This is a genomic window from Agromyces mediolanus, assembly GCF_014648575.1.
GTDB lineage: Bacteria > Actinomycetota > Actinomycetes > Actinomycetales > Microbacteriaceae > Agromyces > Agromyces mediolanus.
Map to the genome: position 1 here is coordinate 1,237,447 of NZ_BMRJ01000001.1, position 12,467 is coordinate 1,249,913.

The 12,467-nt window shown below is 73.6% G+C and carries 15 protein-coding genes; 8 read left to right on the plus strand and 7 right to left on the minus strand.

The window, feature by feature from the left end:
- Nucleotides 1–77: 77 nt before the first annotated feature.
- The 4 genes from IEY71_RS05935 to IEY71_RS05950 are packed head-to-tail and all read left to right on the plus strand — an operon-like array spanning nucleotide 78 to nucleotide 2,176.
- On the plus strand, nucleotides 78–401 hold the full coding sequence (locus tag IEY71_RS05935) for a chorismate mutase (protein ID WP_189084335.1): 324 nt from the start codon (nucleotides 78–80) through the stop codon (nucleotides 399–401).
- Nucleotides 402–411: 10 nt separating this feature from the next.
- On the plus strand, nucleotides 412–1,395 hold the full coding sequence (locus IEY71_RS05940; RefSeq protein WP_189084336.1) for an SDR family NAD(P)-dependent oxidoreductase: 984 nt from the start codon (nucleotides 412–414) through the stop codon (nucleotides 1,393–1,395).
- Nucleotides 1,395–1,583 carry a hypothetical protein gene (locus IEY71_RS05945; protein WP_189084337.1) on the plus strand — a complete coding sequence of 63 codons (189 nt, stop codon included), beginning with the start codon at nucleotides 1,395–1,397 and terminating at the stop codon, nucleotides 1,581–1,583. The genes IEY71_RS05940 and IEY71_RS05945 overlap by 1 nt, the downstream gene beginning before the upstream one ends.
- Before the next feature lie 20 nt (nucleotides 1,584–1,603).
- Nucleotides 1,604–2,176 carry a hypothetical protein gene (locus IEY71_RS05950; protein WP_189084338.1) on the plus strand — a complete coding sequence of 191 codons (573 nt, stop codon included), beginning with the start codon at nucleotides 1,604–1,606 and terminating at the stop codon, nucleotides 2,174–2,176.
- A 33-nt stretch (nucleotides 2,177–2,209) separates the two neighbouring features.
- Here the strand turns inward: IEY71_RS05950 and IEY71_RS05955 are convergent, their stop codons facing one another.
- Nucleotides 2,210–2,776: an OsmC family protein gene (locus IEY71_RS05955; RefSeq protein ID WP_189084339.1), complete on the minus strand. Its 567-nt coding sequence runs from the start codon at nucleotides 2,774–2,776 to the stop codon at nucleotides 2,210–2,212.
- Between the two features lie 308 nt (nucleotides 2,777–3,084).
- Here IEY71_RS05955 and erm point away from each other — a divergent pair, with 308 nt between their 5' ends.
- Nucleotides 3,085–3,945 (plus strand): 23S ribosomal RNA methyltransferase Erm, encoded by an 861-nt coding sequence (gene erm, locus IEY71_RS05960; RefSeq protein WP_189084340.1) that lies wholly within the window; start codon nucleotides 3,085–3,087, stop codon nucleotides 3,943–3,945.
- Nucleotides 3,946–4,019: 74 nt separating this feature from the next.
- On the opposite strand, the gene IEY71_RS05965 is transcribed toward erm, so the two are convergent.
- The 4 genes from IEY71_RS05965 to IEY71_RS05980 form a co-directional block, all read right to left on the minus strand.
- Complete coding sequence (locus IEY71_RS05965) at nucleotides 4,020–4,280, minus strand: hypothetical protein (protein WP_189084341.1); 261 nt, start codon at nucleotides 4,278–4,280, stop codon at nucleotides 4,020–4,022.
- Nucleotides 4,281–4,282: 2 nt separating this feature from the next.
- Entirely contained in the window at nucleotides 4,283–4,771 is a 489-nt protein-coding gene (locus IEY71_RS05970; RefSeq protein ID WP_229781540.1) for an NUDIX hydrolase, read from the minus strand.
- A 51-nt stretch (nucleotides 4,772–4,822) separates the two neighbouring features.
- Nucleotides 4,823–7,141: a phosphoribosylformylglycinamidine synthase subunit PurL gene (purL, locus tag IEY71_RS05975; protein WP_189084342.1), complete on the minus strand. Its 2,319-nt coding sequence runs from the start codon at nucleotides 7,139–7,141 to the stop codon at nucleotides 4,823–4,825.
- 267 nt (nucleotides 7,142–7,408) lie between these two features.
- Nucleotides 7,409–8,227, minus strand: coding sequence for a shikimate 5-dehydrogenase (locus IEY71_RS05980; protein ID WP_189084343.1), 819 nt, complete (start codon nucleotides 8,225–8,227; stop codon nucleotides 7,409–7,411).
- A 202-nt stretch (nucleotides 8,228–8,429) separates the two neighbouring features.
- Between IEY71_RS05980 and IEY71_RS05985 the strand changes: the two genes are divergently transcribed.
- Nucleotides 8,430–9,632 (plus strand): MFS transporter, encoded by a 1,203-nt coding sequence (locus IEY71_RS05985; protein ID WP_189084344.1) that lies wholly within the window; start codon nucleotides 8,430–8,432, stop codon nucleotides 9,630–9,632.
- 49 nt (nucleotides 9,633–9,681) lie between these two features.
- Here the strand turns inward: IEY71_RS05985 and IEY71_RS05990 are convergent, their stop codons facing one another.
- On the minus strand, nucleotides 9,682–10,152 hold the full coding sequence (locus IEY71_RS05990) for a DUF3817 domain-containing protein (protein ID WP_189084345.1): 471 nt from the start codon (nucleotides 10,150–10,152) through the stop codon (nucleotides 9,682–9,684).
- A gap of 125 nt (nucleotides 10,153–10,277) precedes the next feature.
- Between IEY71_RS05990 and IEY71_RS05995 the strand changes: the two genes are divergently transcribed.
- Entirely contained in the window at nucleotides 10,278–10,811 is a 534-nt protein-coding gene (locus tag IEY71_RS05995) for an adenine phosphoribosyltransferase (protein ID WP_189084346.1), read from the plus strand.
- A 16-nt stretch (nucleotides 10,812–10,827) separates the two neighbouring features.
- On the opposite strand, the gene IEY71_RS06000 is transcribed toward IEY71_RS05995, so the two are convergent.
- Nucleotides 10,828–11,691 (minus strand): DUF1345 domain-containing protein, encoded by an 864-nt coding sequence (locus tag IEY71_RS06000; protein ID WP_189084347.1) that lies wholly within the window; start codon nucleotides 11,689–11,691, stop codon nucleotides 10,828–10,830.
- 40 nt (nucleotides 11,692–11,731) lie between these two features.
- Here IEY71_RS06000 and IEY71_RS06005 point away from each other — a divergent pair, with 40 nt between their 5' ends.
- Nucleotides 11,732–12,466 (plus strand): flavodoxin family protein, encoded by a 735-nt coding sequence (locus tag IEY71_RS06005; protein WP_189084348.1) that lies wholly within the window; start codon nucleotides 11,732–11,734, stop codon nucleotides 12,464–12,466.
- Nucleotide 12,467: the final 1 nt, after the last annotated feature.

Here is a 12,467-nt window from a genome sequence, read left to right on the forward strand (position 1 = left end):
AACGGCTCCGGTGCCCCGTCGGCGCGGAATGCGCGAGCTCGCGCGAGAAGCCGGCCCGCGCGAAGTAGGGTCGAAGCATGACCGCGATCGACGACCGGGACGCCGCGATGTCCGAGCTCCTCGGCATCCGAGCGAGCATCGACAACATCGACGCCGCCCTCATCCACCTGCTGGCCGAGCGCTTCAAATTCACCCAGCACGTGGGCCGGCTGAAGGCGACGCACGGCCTCCCGCCGAGCGATCCCGACCGCGAGAAGCGCCAGATCCAGCGGCTCCGCGCGCTCGCCGAAGACGCCCACCTCGACCCCGCGTTCGCCGAGAAGTGGTTCAACTTCGTCGTCGCCGAGGTCATCCAGCACCACGAGGAGCTCGCCGGCAACGGCGCCTCCGGCGAGCTGTGAGCCGCGCCCGATGAGCTGGTACCCCGTGCCGCTGCCCGATCTCACGGGCCGCCGCTACCTCGTGACCGGCGCGAACGCCGGGCTCGGCTTCTTCACGAGCGCCCGACTGGTCGGCGCGGGCGCCCACGTCGTGCTGTCGGGGCGCAGCCCCGAGCGGCTCGAGGCGGCCGCCGCGGTCATCCGCGAGCGGGTGGATGCCGGAGCCGACCGCGGCGAGCTCGGCGGGCGGGTCTCGACGCTCGTCATCGACACGGCCTCGCTCGACTCCGTGCGCGCCGGCGTCGCCGCCCTCCGCGGCGAGCCGCAGCTCGACGGCGCCGTGCTGAACGCCGGCATGGTGCACACGCCCGGACGACGACTCGAGAGCCCCGACGGCAACGAGCTCGTGCTCGCCACGAACGTGCTCGGGCACTTCGCGCTCCTCGCGGGGCTGTTCGGCGCGGCGGGCTCGGGCGACGAGCTCGTCCCCGGCTCGCGCCGCTTCGCGGACGGCGCACGGGTGATCACGCTCGGCTCGCTGTCGACGAAGCTCTCGACGTTCCGGGTCGAGCAGCTGCAGCTCGAGCGGGGCTACGACTTCTGGCGCGCCTACGCGCAGTCGAAGATCGCTGGGCAGTCGATCGGCTTCGAGCTCGACCGCCGGCTGCGCGGCGCCGGCGTGCCCGTGGCGAGCATCGTCGCGCACCCCGGCTACGCGATCTCCGGTCGCACCCCCACCGTGCCCGGCGTGAACGAGCCGAGCCGGGGCGACCGCTTCGCCGACGCGCTGCAGGCCGCCTGGGCGCAGGGCAAGCACCGCGGTGCGGAGCCCGTGCTGCACGCGCTCACCGCCGCGGAGGTCGCGGGCGGCGAGTTCTGGGGCCCGCGCGGGCTCGTGAAGGGCGAACCCGCCAGGCAGCAGCCGACGCGGGTGTCGAGCGACCCCGCCATCGGCGCGAAGACCTGGGCCTTCGCCGAGCTCGCCACGGCGACCCCGTTCACCCTCGTCGGCTGATGCGCGGGCTCCTCGCGAGCTGGTGGACGCGGCCCGCCGTGCGGCGACGCGCCGCCTCGATCGTGGCCGTCGTCGGAACAGCGCTGGCCGTGCTCGGCGTGTTCACCGGGCGCTGGGGACTCGTGGTCGTCGCCATCGTGCTGCTCGGCCTGGCGGCGGCCCTCGGCCCCGCACGGATCCGGCGGTGAGGGCGGGTACGCTGCACTCCATGAGCGACGGGCCTGGCGAGGCATCCGCGCACGCCGCGGGCGATGCGGCGTTCGCCGACGAGGCGTTCGCCGAGGCGCGCGCCGCCGTTGCCGCCGCGACCGCGCGTCTCGCGGCGGCCGGAGCGCGCCGGGAGGTGCTCGCCGCCTACGAGCCCCCGCGCCGTCGGCTCGGCCTGCCGCGGGCGGCGCGGATGCGACGGCTCGGCGAGGTCTGGCGACTCGGCTCGCTGCTGCTGGACGGCGACGGGCGGCTGTACGCGGTCGGCCGGGTCGTGCGCGCGGAGGCCCCGGCCCGGCGCTCCGTCACCGCGAACGCGGTCGCCGAGCAGCGCGCCTACCGCGCGGCGGCGGTGAAGGGCGGCATCCCGGCCGGCGAGACGGTGGACTTCGACGCCGTGCCGATCCCGCTCGACGGGGGGACAGCGGCGCTGCCGGCCGGTGGGCCGGTGGCGCTCCGCGACGGCCGGGTCATGGTGCGCTGGAACCCGAGCGACCCCGGTGCCTGGACGCCGCTCGCCGGCTACCTCGCCGAGCGGGCGGAGCTGCTCGCGCAGCCGGCGCCTGGGACGTGACGCCGGCCGGGCGGCCGGGCGCCGTCGCGCGGCTCAGCCGAGCGTGACCTGCACCGGCACCGGGTTCTGGAACAGGTCCAGCACCGGGCAGTGCGCGTCGACCGCGGCCTGCAGCTCGGCGTAGCGCTCCTTCGACTCGGGACCGCTCAGGCGCACGTCGAGGCGCACGGCCGAGAACCCGGCGCGGCCGGACTCGTCGATCCCGAAGAGCTTGCGCACGTCGAGGTCGCCCTCCGCGTTGATCTCGACGTCGTCGAGCACGATGCCGAGCGCCTGCGCGTACAGCCGGTACACGACGACCTGGCAGGAGATCAGCGCGCCGAGCGCGTACTCGACCGGGCTCGCGGCGGCGTCGTCCCCGGCGAGGGCGGCGGGCTCGTCCACGGTGAAGCGGTGCTTCCCGGCGATGATGCGGGTCGCGACGGCGCCGGTGCCGCGGCCGGAGACGCGGTAGGTGAGCTCGGCGTTCGCCGGCGCGGCGGCGATGCGCTCGTGCCAGGCGGTGCCGGCGGCGGTGAGGCGGGCGGCGCGGTCGGCCGCGTCCGCGGCGGTCTCGGCCGACGCGGCGGGAGTGGCGGTGGGGTCGTCGATGAGCGTCATGGCGGGAGCGTACGCGCGGGACGGATGCCTCGGCGAGCCCGCCCGTCATGCTCCGACGCCCGGCGTCACGCGGCGTCGCACGAAGCCTCCGGCGCCCGGCGTCACGCGGCGTCGCACGAGCGATTCGCGGCGCTCGCCGGCGCTTGCTAGGGTGGCGGACCATGTCCTGCATGTGCTCGCAGATGATCATTCGGCCCCGCACCGCCTGAGGCGGAGCGACCGGATCATTCTCCCGCTCCGCCGCCAGCCGAGTCCTCGGCCGCGGCGCGCTTCGGCGTCCCCGGCGTTCATTCGTCAGCGGAGCATCCATGCCTTCATCGAACCCACGTCCCTCACGCGCGCGCGGACGCGCGCAGCCGCACAGCGCGCGCAGCCAGAGCCATGGCGGCCGTCATGAGCTCGGGCAGAACTTCCTCGTCGACCGCCGCGTCGTCGCCGAGATCGTCGAGCTCGCCCGCACGAGCCGTCACCCCATCGTCGAGCTCGGCCCCGGCGGCGGGGCGCTCACCCGGCCGCTCGCCGAGCTCGGCCGGCCGCTCACCGCGGTCGAACTCGACCCCGCACGGGTCGCCCGACTGCGACGCGAGCTCGGGTCGCACGTCGAGGTCGTGCACGCCGACCTGCTGCGCTGGAGGCTGCCGAGGCATCCGCATCTCGTCGTGGCCAACCTGCCGTTCCACGTGACCACCGCCGCGCTCCGGCACCTGCTGGAGTCGCCCGGCTGGGACCGGGCGGTGCTGCTCACCCAGTGGGAGGTGGCGCGGCGGCGCTGCGGCGTCGGCGGGGCGAGCATGCTGACCGTGCAGTGGGCGCCGTGGTACCGCTTCCGGCTGCGTCGGCGGGTGCCGGCGTCGGCGTTCCGGCCCGTGCCCGCCGTCGACGGCGGCCTGTTCACGATCGAGCGGCGCGAGCGACCGCTCGTCGACCCCCGCGAGCGGCGGAGCTACCAGCGCTTCGTCGGAGAGGTCTTCCAGGGGCGCGGGGCCGGGCTCGCGCAGCGGCTCACCGCGGCCGCCGCGGCGACGGGCGGGACGGGCTGGGCGGATGCCGGTTCGGGGTCGGCGAAGGTGTGGCTCCGTCGCCGGGGCATCCCCTCCTCCACCCCGCCGGGCCGCCTCGCGGCGGACGACTGGGCCGCTCTCTGGGACGCCTCCCGCGGTCGCGGCTGAGCGGGTCGCTGACCCCCGCTCCCATCGCGACGTGCCCGACTTTCATGAAAGTCGGGCACGTCGCGATGGGGCGCTCAGCGCGGGGCGTCGGCGTCGCGCCCGGCGCCGCCGCCCTGCTCCTGCTCCTGCACCGCCTCGATGATGGAGGCCTGCAGGCCGCGCTGGCCGGTGTGCAGCTCCTGGTAGCTCTCGCCGGCGCCCGCGATCGGGCCGAGGGCGTGCCGCAGCCGGGACCGGACGCCGCGCGGGGCCCGGATCCAGCGCACGATCACCCCGACGAGGATGACGGCTCCGAAGCCGAGCATCGCGACGGTGCTGATGAGCGACGGATCCACGATCAGAAGCCGAACGTCGTGATGCCGGGAACCGGAGCGGCGCGCAGGGCCTCGAGCACCCGCAGCTCGTGCGGCACGACCGGGGCGGGCAGCGCGTCGAGCGGGAACCAGTCGAGCCCCGCGGCCTTGCCCTGCTCCATCAACCGGGGCTCGCCCACCCACTCGCGGGCCTGGAAGAAGACGTCGAAGCGCTGCTCGATCGGACGACCCGAGCCGTCGGTGCGGTGCATCAGCGTGACGAACTCCAGTGCGCCGGGCGCCAGCTCGACCCCGAGCTCCTCGCGGGCCTCGCGGGCGGCGCCGGCCGGCAGCGATTCGCCGGCCTCGACGTGGCCGGCCGCCCCGAAGGCCCAGTGCTCGTCGTAGTACCCCGTGCCGCGCCGCAGCTGCAGCAGCACCTCGTCGCCGCGGCGCAGCAGCACGTAGGCGGCGGGCACGACGGTGAAGCGGCCGTGCGTCGCGGCGTAGGCGTCGGAGTACTCCTCGATCACGCCACCAGTCTCACACGGGGCCGGGCGCTCCGCGCGCGGGCGATCCGGCGCTCAGTACCCGACGATCGGGCCGAAGGCCTCGGCGAGCGGTGCGCGGTTCACACCGCGGAGCTCGTCGACGGAGACCGTGAAGGCGTCCTGCACCTCGAGCGCGTCGGAGGCCGCGTCGGTCACGCCGATGCGGCGCACCGGGTAGCCGCGTCCCTCGCAGAGCCCGCGGAACTTCACGTCGTCCTCGCGCGGCACCGTGACGATGACCCGGCCGGTCGACTCGCTGAACAGGGCCGTCGCGAGGTCGATGCCGGCGTCTTCGACGACCTCGCCGAGGAACACCCGGGCGCCGACGCCGAAGCGGGAGACGCCCTCGGCGAGGGCGACCGCGAGTCCGCCGTCGCTGAGGTCGTGCGCCGAGTCGATGAGCCCCTCGAGCGCCGCGGCGCTCAGCAGTTCGCCCAGCGTCTTCTCGCGCCCGAGGTCGACCGCCGGCGGGCGACCGCCGAGGTGGTCGTGCACCGTGCCGGCCCAGGCCGAGCCGTCGAGCTCGAGCGCGGTGTCGCCGAGCAGGTAGATGTTGTGGCCGTCGTCCTGCCAGCCGCTCGGCACCCGGCGGGCGACGTCGTCGATCACGCCGAGCACGGCGATGACCGGGGTCGGGTGGATCGGCACGTCGCCGGTCTGGTTGTAGAACGAGACGTTGCCGCCGGTGACGGGGATGCCGAGCTCGAGGCAGCCGTCGGAGAGGCCCTCGACGGTCTGCGAGAACTGCCACATGACCTCGGGGTTCTCGGGGGAGCCGAAGTTCAGGCAGTCGCTGACGCCCATCGGCGTGGCGCCGGTGACGGCGACGTTGCGGTACGCCTCGGCGAGGGCGAGCTTGGCGCCCTGCTTCGGGTCGAGCTGCGAGTAGCGGCCGTTCGCGTCGGTCGCGACGGAGACGCCGAGGCCCGACTCTTCGTCGACGCGGATCATGCCGGCGTCGTCGGGCGCGCCGAGCGCCGTGTTGCCGAGCACGTAGGAGTCGTACTGGCTCGTGACCCACGCGGCATCCGCCTGGTTCGCCGAGCCGACGAGCTGCAGGAACTGCTCGCGCAGCTGCTCCGGCGTCTCGGGGCGGGCGAGGCCCGCGGCTGAGTCGGCCTGGAGCGCGTCGATCCAGGCGGGGTAGGCGACGGGGCGCTCGTAGACCGGGCCGTCGACGGCGACCGTGCGCGGGTCGACGTTGACGATCTCCTCGCCGCGCCAGGTGATCGAGAGGCGGCCGGTGTCGGTGACCTCGCCGAGCACACTCGTCTCGACATCCCACTTCTGCACGACCTCGAGGAAGCCGGCGAGCTTCTCGGGGCGCACGATGGCCATCATGCGCTCCTGGCTCTCGCTCATGAGGATCTCCTCGGGCGTGAGCGTGGGGTCGCGCAGCAGCACCTCGTCGAGCACGATCGACATGCCGCCGTCGCCGTTCGAGGCGAGCTCGCTCGTCGCGCAGGAGATGCCGGCGGCGCCGAGGTCCTGGATGCCCTCGACGAGGTCGCCGGCGAAGAGCTCGAGGCAGCACTCGATGAGCACCTTCTCGGCGAAGGGGTCGCCGACCTGCACCGCGGGGCGCTTGGTCGGGCCGCCCTCGGCGAAGGTGTCGGAGGCGAGGATGGAGGCCCCGCCGATGCCGTCGCCGCCCGTGCGGGCGCCGAACAGCACGACCTTGTTGCCCGCGCCCTTGGCGTTGGCGAGGTGCAGGTCCTCGTGGCGCAGCACGCCGACCGCGAGCGCGTTGACGAGGGGGTTGGCCTGGTAGGTGGGGTCGAACCAGGTCTCGCCGCCGATGTTCGGCAGGCCGAGGCAGTTGCCGTAGAAGCTGATGCCCGAGACGACGCCGTGCACGACGCGGGCGGTGTCGGGGTGGTCGATGGCGCCGAAGCGCAGCGCGTCCATGACGGCGACGGGGCGGGCGCCCATGGAGATGATGTCGCGCACGATGCCGCCGACGCCGGTCGCGGCGCCCTGGAACGGCTCGATGTACGAGGGGTGGTTGTGCGACTCGATCTTGAAGGTGACGGCCCAGCCCTCGCCGATGTCGAGCACGCCCGCGTTCTCGCCCATGCCCACCATGAGGTGCTGCTTCATCTCGGGCGTGACCTTCTTGCCGAACTGGCGCAGGTAGATCTTCGAGGACTTGTAGGAGCAGTGCTCGCTCCACATCACGGAGTACATCGCGAGCTCGGCGCTCGTCGGGCGACGGCCGAGGATGTTGCGGATGCGCTCGTACTCGTCGGGCTTCAGCCCGAGGGCCGCGTAGGGCTGCTCCTTCTCGGGCGTGGAGGCCGCGACGTCGACGGTGTCGAGCACGGAAGCAGGGGTGGTGGCCGGCTGAGTCACAGGGGAGTCTCCAGGGCTGAGCGACGGATGCCGCGGACGGAAGCCTGACCGGATCAGTCTACCGGCGGCGCGCGGGCCCGGAGGCCTGCCCGTCCGTCCGTCCGTCGCCCCTTGCCCGGGGCCGTGTCGTCAGTATTTGCGGGTCACGCCGCCCGCGGACCCGCAAATACTGACTTCACGGGGAGCTCGGAGCGGGGACGAGGAGGGGGCGGGGCGGGGGACGAGGCGGGGGACGGGCGGGAAGGCGGAGAGGCAGGAGCGCGCGGGTCACCCCTCCCGGGCGAAGGCGGCCGCGCGGGCGACCTGCTCCGGCGTGAGCGCGACCCCGGTGTAGCGCTCGAACTGCCGGGCGGCCTGCAGGGCGTGCACCTCGGCCCCCGAGATCACGAGCTTGCCCGCGTCTCGTCCGGCCCGGATGAGCGGCGTCTCGGCCGGGAACGCGACGACGTCGAAGACGACCGCCGCCGCGGCGATGTGCTCTGGGGAGAAGGCGAGCGTCTCGGCATCCGCCCCGGCCATCCCGATCGGGGTGACGTTCACGAGGACGTCCGCGGCGCCCGGCGCCGGGTCCTCGGCGAGCCACTCGTAGCCGTACCGCTCGGCGAGCGCCGGGCCGAGCTCGGCGTTCCTGGCGAGCACCGTCAGCCGGGCGAAGCCCGCGTCGCGGAACGCGGCGACCACGGCCTTCGCCATCCCCCCGGAGCCGCGCACCAGCACCCGCGCCTCGGGGTCGAGCCCGTTCGCGCGGATCAGCTCGGCGATCGCCTCGTAGTCGGTGTTGGCCGCGACGAGCCGGCCCGCGTCGTTCACGATCGTGTTCACGGACTCGATCGCGCGGGCCGAGGGCTCGAGCTCGTCGACGAGGGGGATGACCGCCTCCTTGAACGGCATCGAGACGCTCGCCCCGCGGATGCCGAGCGCGCGGATGCCCCGGACGGCGCCCGCGATGTCCTCGGTCGAGAACGCCTTGTACACGAAGTTCAGCCCGAGCTCGTCGTAGAGGAAGTTGTGGAACCGGGTGCCCAGGTTCGACGGCCGCGCCGAGAGCGAGATGCACAGGGTCATGTCCTTGTTGAGGATGGGCATGCTCCCAGTGTGCACCCGGCTCCCGAAGAAGCGGCACTGGAAGCGGCACCGACGGGGCGCCACGGGCCCGGGTACACTGGACGCGGTCGTCGGTTCCCGGCGGCCCTGGGCGCGCACATCGGCGCGCAGTCCTCGTCGCGGCGCACGCGCGGAGCCCCGCCCCGGTGCCGACGAGCGACACGCTCCCTCTTGGGTATCCGCAATGACCACGTCTTCGTCGGCGCGCGCCACCCCGGCGCCGCCGTTCCCCTGGCTCGGGCTCCTCACCCTGGCCACCGCCGTCTTCCTGTCCATCACGATCGAGATGATCCCGACCGGGCTCCTGCCCGACATGAGCCGCGAGCTCGGGGTCGGCGAGCCCGCGATCGGCGTGCTCGTCACCGTGTTCGCCGGCACCGTCGTGATCGCCGCCGTGCCGCTCTCGGCGCTCACCCGCCGCGTCCCGCGCCGCACGCTCATCGTGATCACCCTCGGCATCCTCGCGCTGAGCTGCGTGCTCACCGCGCTCGCACCGAATTACCCGACCGTCGTCGCGACGCGCGTGCTCGGCGGCGCCGCGCACGCCGTGTTCTGGTCGGTCGTCGGCGCCTACGCCGGCCACCTCGTGCCGAAGGAGCAGCTCGCCCGCGCCGTGTCCATCAGCGTCGCCGGCGGCTCCCTCGCCTTCGTGCTCGGCGTGCCGCTCAGCACCGCGCTCGGCCAGGCGTTCGGCTGGCGCCTCGCCTTCGCCGTCGTGGGCGGCGCCGCGCTCGTCGGCGCGCTGCTCGTGCTGCGCTTCCTGCCGCCCGTGGCGCACCATGCCGCTGCCGCCGATGCGGAGCCGCTCAGCCTGCGCCGCGACCCCACCTTCGTGCCGGTGCTCGTCGTCTGCCTCATCACGATGGTGACGATGGTGGGCGCGTACACCTTCTACACCTTCGTGGCGCCGTTCATCACCGAGGTCATGGGTCTGCCCGCGAGCGCCATCAGCCCGATGCTGCTCGCCTACGGCATCGCCGGCGCGGTCGGCCTGCTGCTCGCCGGCACGGTGCTCGGCCGGCGGCCGACCGTCGGCCTCCTCATCGCGCTCGTCGCGACCGGCATCGGCGTCGCGGGCCTCGCCGCCTTCGCCCAGTCGCCCGTCGTCGGGATCGCCTCGTTCCTGCTCTGGGGCACGGCCTTCGGGGCCCTGCCGCCGATGCTGAACACCCGGCTGCTGCACTCGGCGTCCGCGCGCATCCGCGACGCTGCGGCCTCGTTCTACACGACCGCGTTCAACCTCGGCATCGGCGGCGGCGCGCTGCTCGGCTCGGTGCTCTACGGCGCGATCGGGCTCGCGGGGCTGCCGTGGGTCTTCGTCGGGCTGCTCGTCTGCTCGACGGCCGCCCTCGTCTGGACGGCGCTCGTCAACCGGCTGCGCCGGTAGCGAGAGCCGCCCCGCTCGCGCAGGCCGGTGGAGGCCGCGTCCGCGCCGCTCAGCTCTGCCAGCCCCCGGGCGGGCCGAGCACGAGCAGGCCGCCGAAGATCGCGGCGATCGCGACGACCGCGACCGAGACGAGCAGCACCGGGCGGGCGAGGAACCAGCGCAGCACGCGGTTCCACCAGGCGCCGTCGGCCGGGTGCTCGGTGGCTTCGCGCCGCCACTCGCCCTCGAGGCGTCCGCTGCGCACGAGGTGCAGTTCGAAGGGGATCGTCGCGTACGGCACGATCGCGGTGAGCACGGCGAACGCGATGCGGCCGACGCTCCAGCGCTGGTTCACGCCGACGAGGATCGAGCTCGCCGCGTACGCGAGGAAGACGAAGCCGTGGATCGAGCCGCCCACGAGGACGGCCCATTCGACGCCGGCGGCGTACTTCAGGATCATGGCGACGATGAGGATCGTCCAGGTGACGGCCTCGGCGAAGGCGAGGCCGCGGAAGAGCCGCTTGGGGCTGAGCGTGGTCATGTGCGGGGGGACTCCAGCGATCGGGATGCTTCCATCGTCGCCGATCGGGCGCGCCGAGGCATCCGTCGAAGGTTGGAAAGGCCGAGCCGTTCTGGCGGCCCCTCGCGGCGGGCTAGCCTGTCACGGTGAACGAGTCCGAAACCCGTGCCCTCGTCGAGTCGCGCCTCGCGCTCATCCCCGACTTCCCCGAGCCGGGCGTGCTGTTCCGCGACCTGACCCCCGTCTTCGCCGACGGGGCGGCGTTCCACGCGCTCGCCGAGGCGCTGACGGCGCCGTTCGCCGGGCGGTTCGACGTGCTCGCCGGGGTCGAGGCGCGGGGCTTCCTGCTCGCGGCGGCGGCCTCGGTGGCGGCAGGCGTCGGCGTGCTGCCGATCCGCAAGGCGGGCAAGCTGCCGCGCGCGGTGCTCCGCGAGGAGTACTCGCTCGAGTACGGCACGGCCGCGCTCGAGGTGCACGAGGGCGAGCTGCCGCCGGGCACGCGCGTGCTGATCGTCGACGACGTGCTCGCGACGGGCGGCACGGTCGCGGCCGCCGCGCGTCTCGTCGAGCGGGCCGGATGGCACGTGGCGGGCGTCTCCGTCGCGATCGAGCTCGCCGAGCTGCACGGCCGCGACGCCCTGCCCGCCGGGCTCGAGGCGTACAGCCTGCTCAGCTACTGAGCGGGCGCGGGGCGCGTCACTTCAGCAGGTCCGGGTCGATCTGGATGCCGGTGATCGTGTTGATCGCGAGCACGAGGATCAGCGCGTTGAAGAAGAAGCTGAGCGAGGTGTGCCAGATCACGGTCCAGCGCATCCGCGTCGTGGTGACCAGCACGTCGGACACCGAGAAGTTCGTCGCGTTCGTGAAGGCGAAGTAGACGAAGTCGATGAGCTCCGGTTCCGGGGTCTTCGGGAACTCGAGCGGTCGGATGCCGGTCGCCCGGTGGTACCGGGAGTAGTAGATCCGCGCCCAGCCCCAGTGGAACAGCCCCCAGGCCACGAGCATCGCCCAGACCGCGAAGAGCTCGATGAAGCCGCTCCACTCGGGGTCGTTGCGCAGCACGATGAGCTGGATCGCCGCCATGATGCCGACCGTGCTCGACGAGAAGGTGAGCAGGCTCGCGGCGATGCGCATGGCCGGGTGCGCGAGGAGCCGGCGGGTGCCCGCCCGACCCGTCATGCCCGGCAGCCGCACCGCGAGATTCAGCGCGACGATCGTGACCACGAGATAGAAGGTGCCGAGGAGGCACCAGCCGACGAGCTCCTCGATGTCGTCGCCGACGATGAAGGCGATCCCGAGCCAGACGAGCGGGATCTGGATCGCGAGCCCGAGCGCCTCCGCCACCATCGCCCACACGTCGGCGCGGTGCAGCTTCGGCGCGCTCGCCGAGCGCTTCGCCGTGCTCGTCGACACCATGGGCTCCTTCCCGGACGGGCGGCGGGCCGCCGCGGCATCCCGCCGTCTGCTCGTAGCCTGCCGCAGCGCGGGCGAGAGCGCCAGCATCCGCACCCCGGATGCCTCGTGCCGGGCCATGGCCCGGGACCGCGTGCGTGCCGTCAACCCCCTCGCCGCGCCCCGCCCGCGGGCCTAGCCTCGCCGCATGAGCGAGCTCCCCGATTTCTCCGACCTCCGCGCGCTGTACGTGAACTGCACGCTGAAGCGCAGCCCGGAGCGCAGCAACACACAAGGGCTCATGGACGCGAGCATCGCGCTCATGCGCGAGCACGGCGTGCACGTCGACGTCCTGCGCTTCGTCGACCTGGATGTCGCGACGGGCGTGTACCCGGACATGCGCGAGCACGGCTGGGCCACGGACGCCTGGCCCGAGGAGGTGTGGCCCCTCGTCGAGTCGGCCGACGTCCTCGTGATCGGCGGACCCATCTGGCTCGGGGACAACTCCTCGGTCACGAAGCGGCTGATCGAGCGGCTGTACGCCATGAGCGGCGAGCGGAACGAGCGCGGCCAGTACGTGTACTACGGCAAGGTCGGCGGGGCCATCATCACCGGCAACGAGGACGGCATCAAGCACTGCGCCATGGACGTGCTGTTCAGTCTGCAGCACATCGGCTTCGCGATCCCGCCCGGCGCGGACGCCGGCTGGGTCGGCGAAGCGGGCCCCGGGCCGAGCTATCTCGACCCGGGATCGGGCGGACTCGAGAACGACTTCACCAACCGGAACACGACGTTCCTCACGTACAACCTGCTCCACCTCGCACGCTTGCTGAAGGACGCGGGCGGCTTCCCGCTCGGCGGCAACTCGATCGCCGAGTGGGAGGAGGGGCGGCACTCCGGCTTCGAGCCGAACCCGTACGGCGCGAACCCCGAGTACCGCTGAG

Excerpts from the sequence above, each read along its gene's own strand:
- IEY71_RS05935 (WP_189084335.1), top strand. The coding sequence starts at position 78 with ATGACCGCGATCGACGACCGGGACGCCGCGATGTCCGAGCTCCTCGGC.
- IEY71_RS06005 (WP_189084348.1), top strand. The coding sequence starts at position 11,732 with ATGAGCGAGCTCCCCGATTTCTCCGACCTCCGCGCGCTGTACGTGAAC.
- IEY71_RS05985 (WP_189084344.1), top strand. The coding sequence starts at position 8,430 with ATGACCACGTCTTCGTCGGCGCGCGCCACCCCGGCGCCGCCGTTCCCC.
- erm (WP_189084340.1), top strand. The coding sequence starts at position 3,085 with ATGCCTTCATCGAACCCACGTCCCTCACGCGCGCGCGGACGCGCGCAG.
- IEY71_RS05980 (WP_189084343.1), bottom strand. The coding sequence starts at position 8,227 with ATGCCCATCCTCAACAAGGACATGACCCTGTGCATCTCGCTCTCGGCG.
- IEY71_RS05950 (WP_189084338.1), top strand. The coding sequence starts at position 1,604 with ATGAGCGACGGGCCTGGCGAGGCATCCGCGCACGCCGCGGGCGATGCG.
- IEY71_RS05990 (WP_189084345.1), bottom strand. The coding sequence starts at position 10,152 with ATGACCACGCTCAGCCCCAAGCGGCTCTTCCGCGGCCTCGCCTTCGCC.
- IEY71_RS05955 (WP_189084339.1), bottom strand. The coding sequence starts at position 2,776 with ATGACGCTCATCGACGACCCCACCGCCACTCCCGCCGCGTCGGCCGAG.
- IEY71_RS05940 (WP_189084336.1), top strand. The coding sequence starts at position 412 with ATGAGCTGGTACCCCGTGCCGCTGCCCGATCTCACGGGCCGCCGCTAC.
- IEY71_RS05945 (WP_189084337.1), top strand. The coding sequence starts at position 1,395 with ATGCGCGGGCTCCTCGCGAGCTGGTGGACGCGGCCCGCCGTGCGGCGA.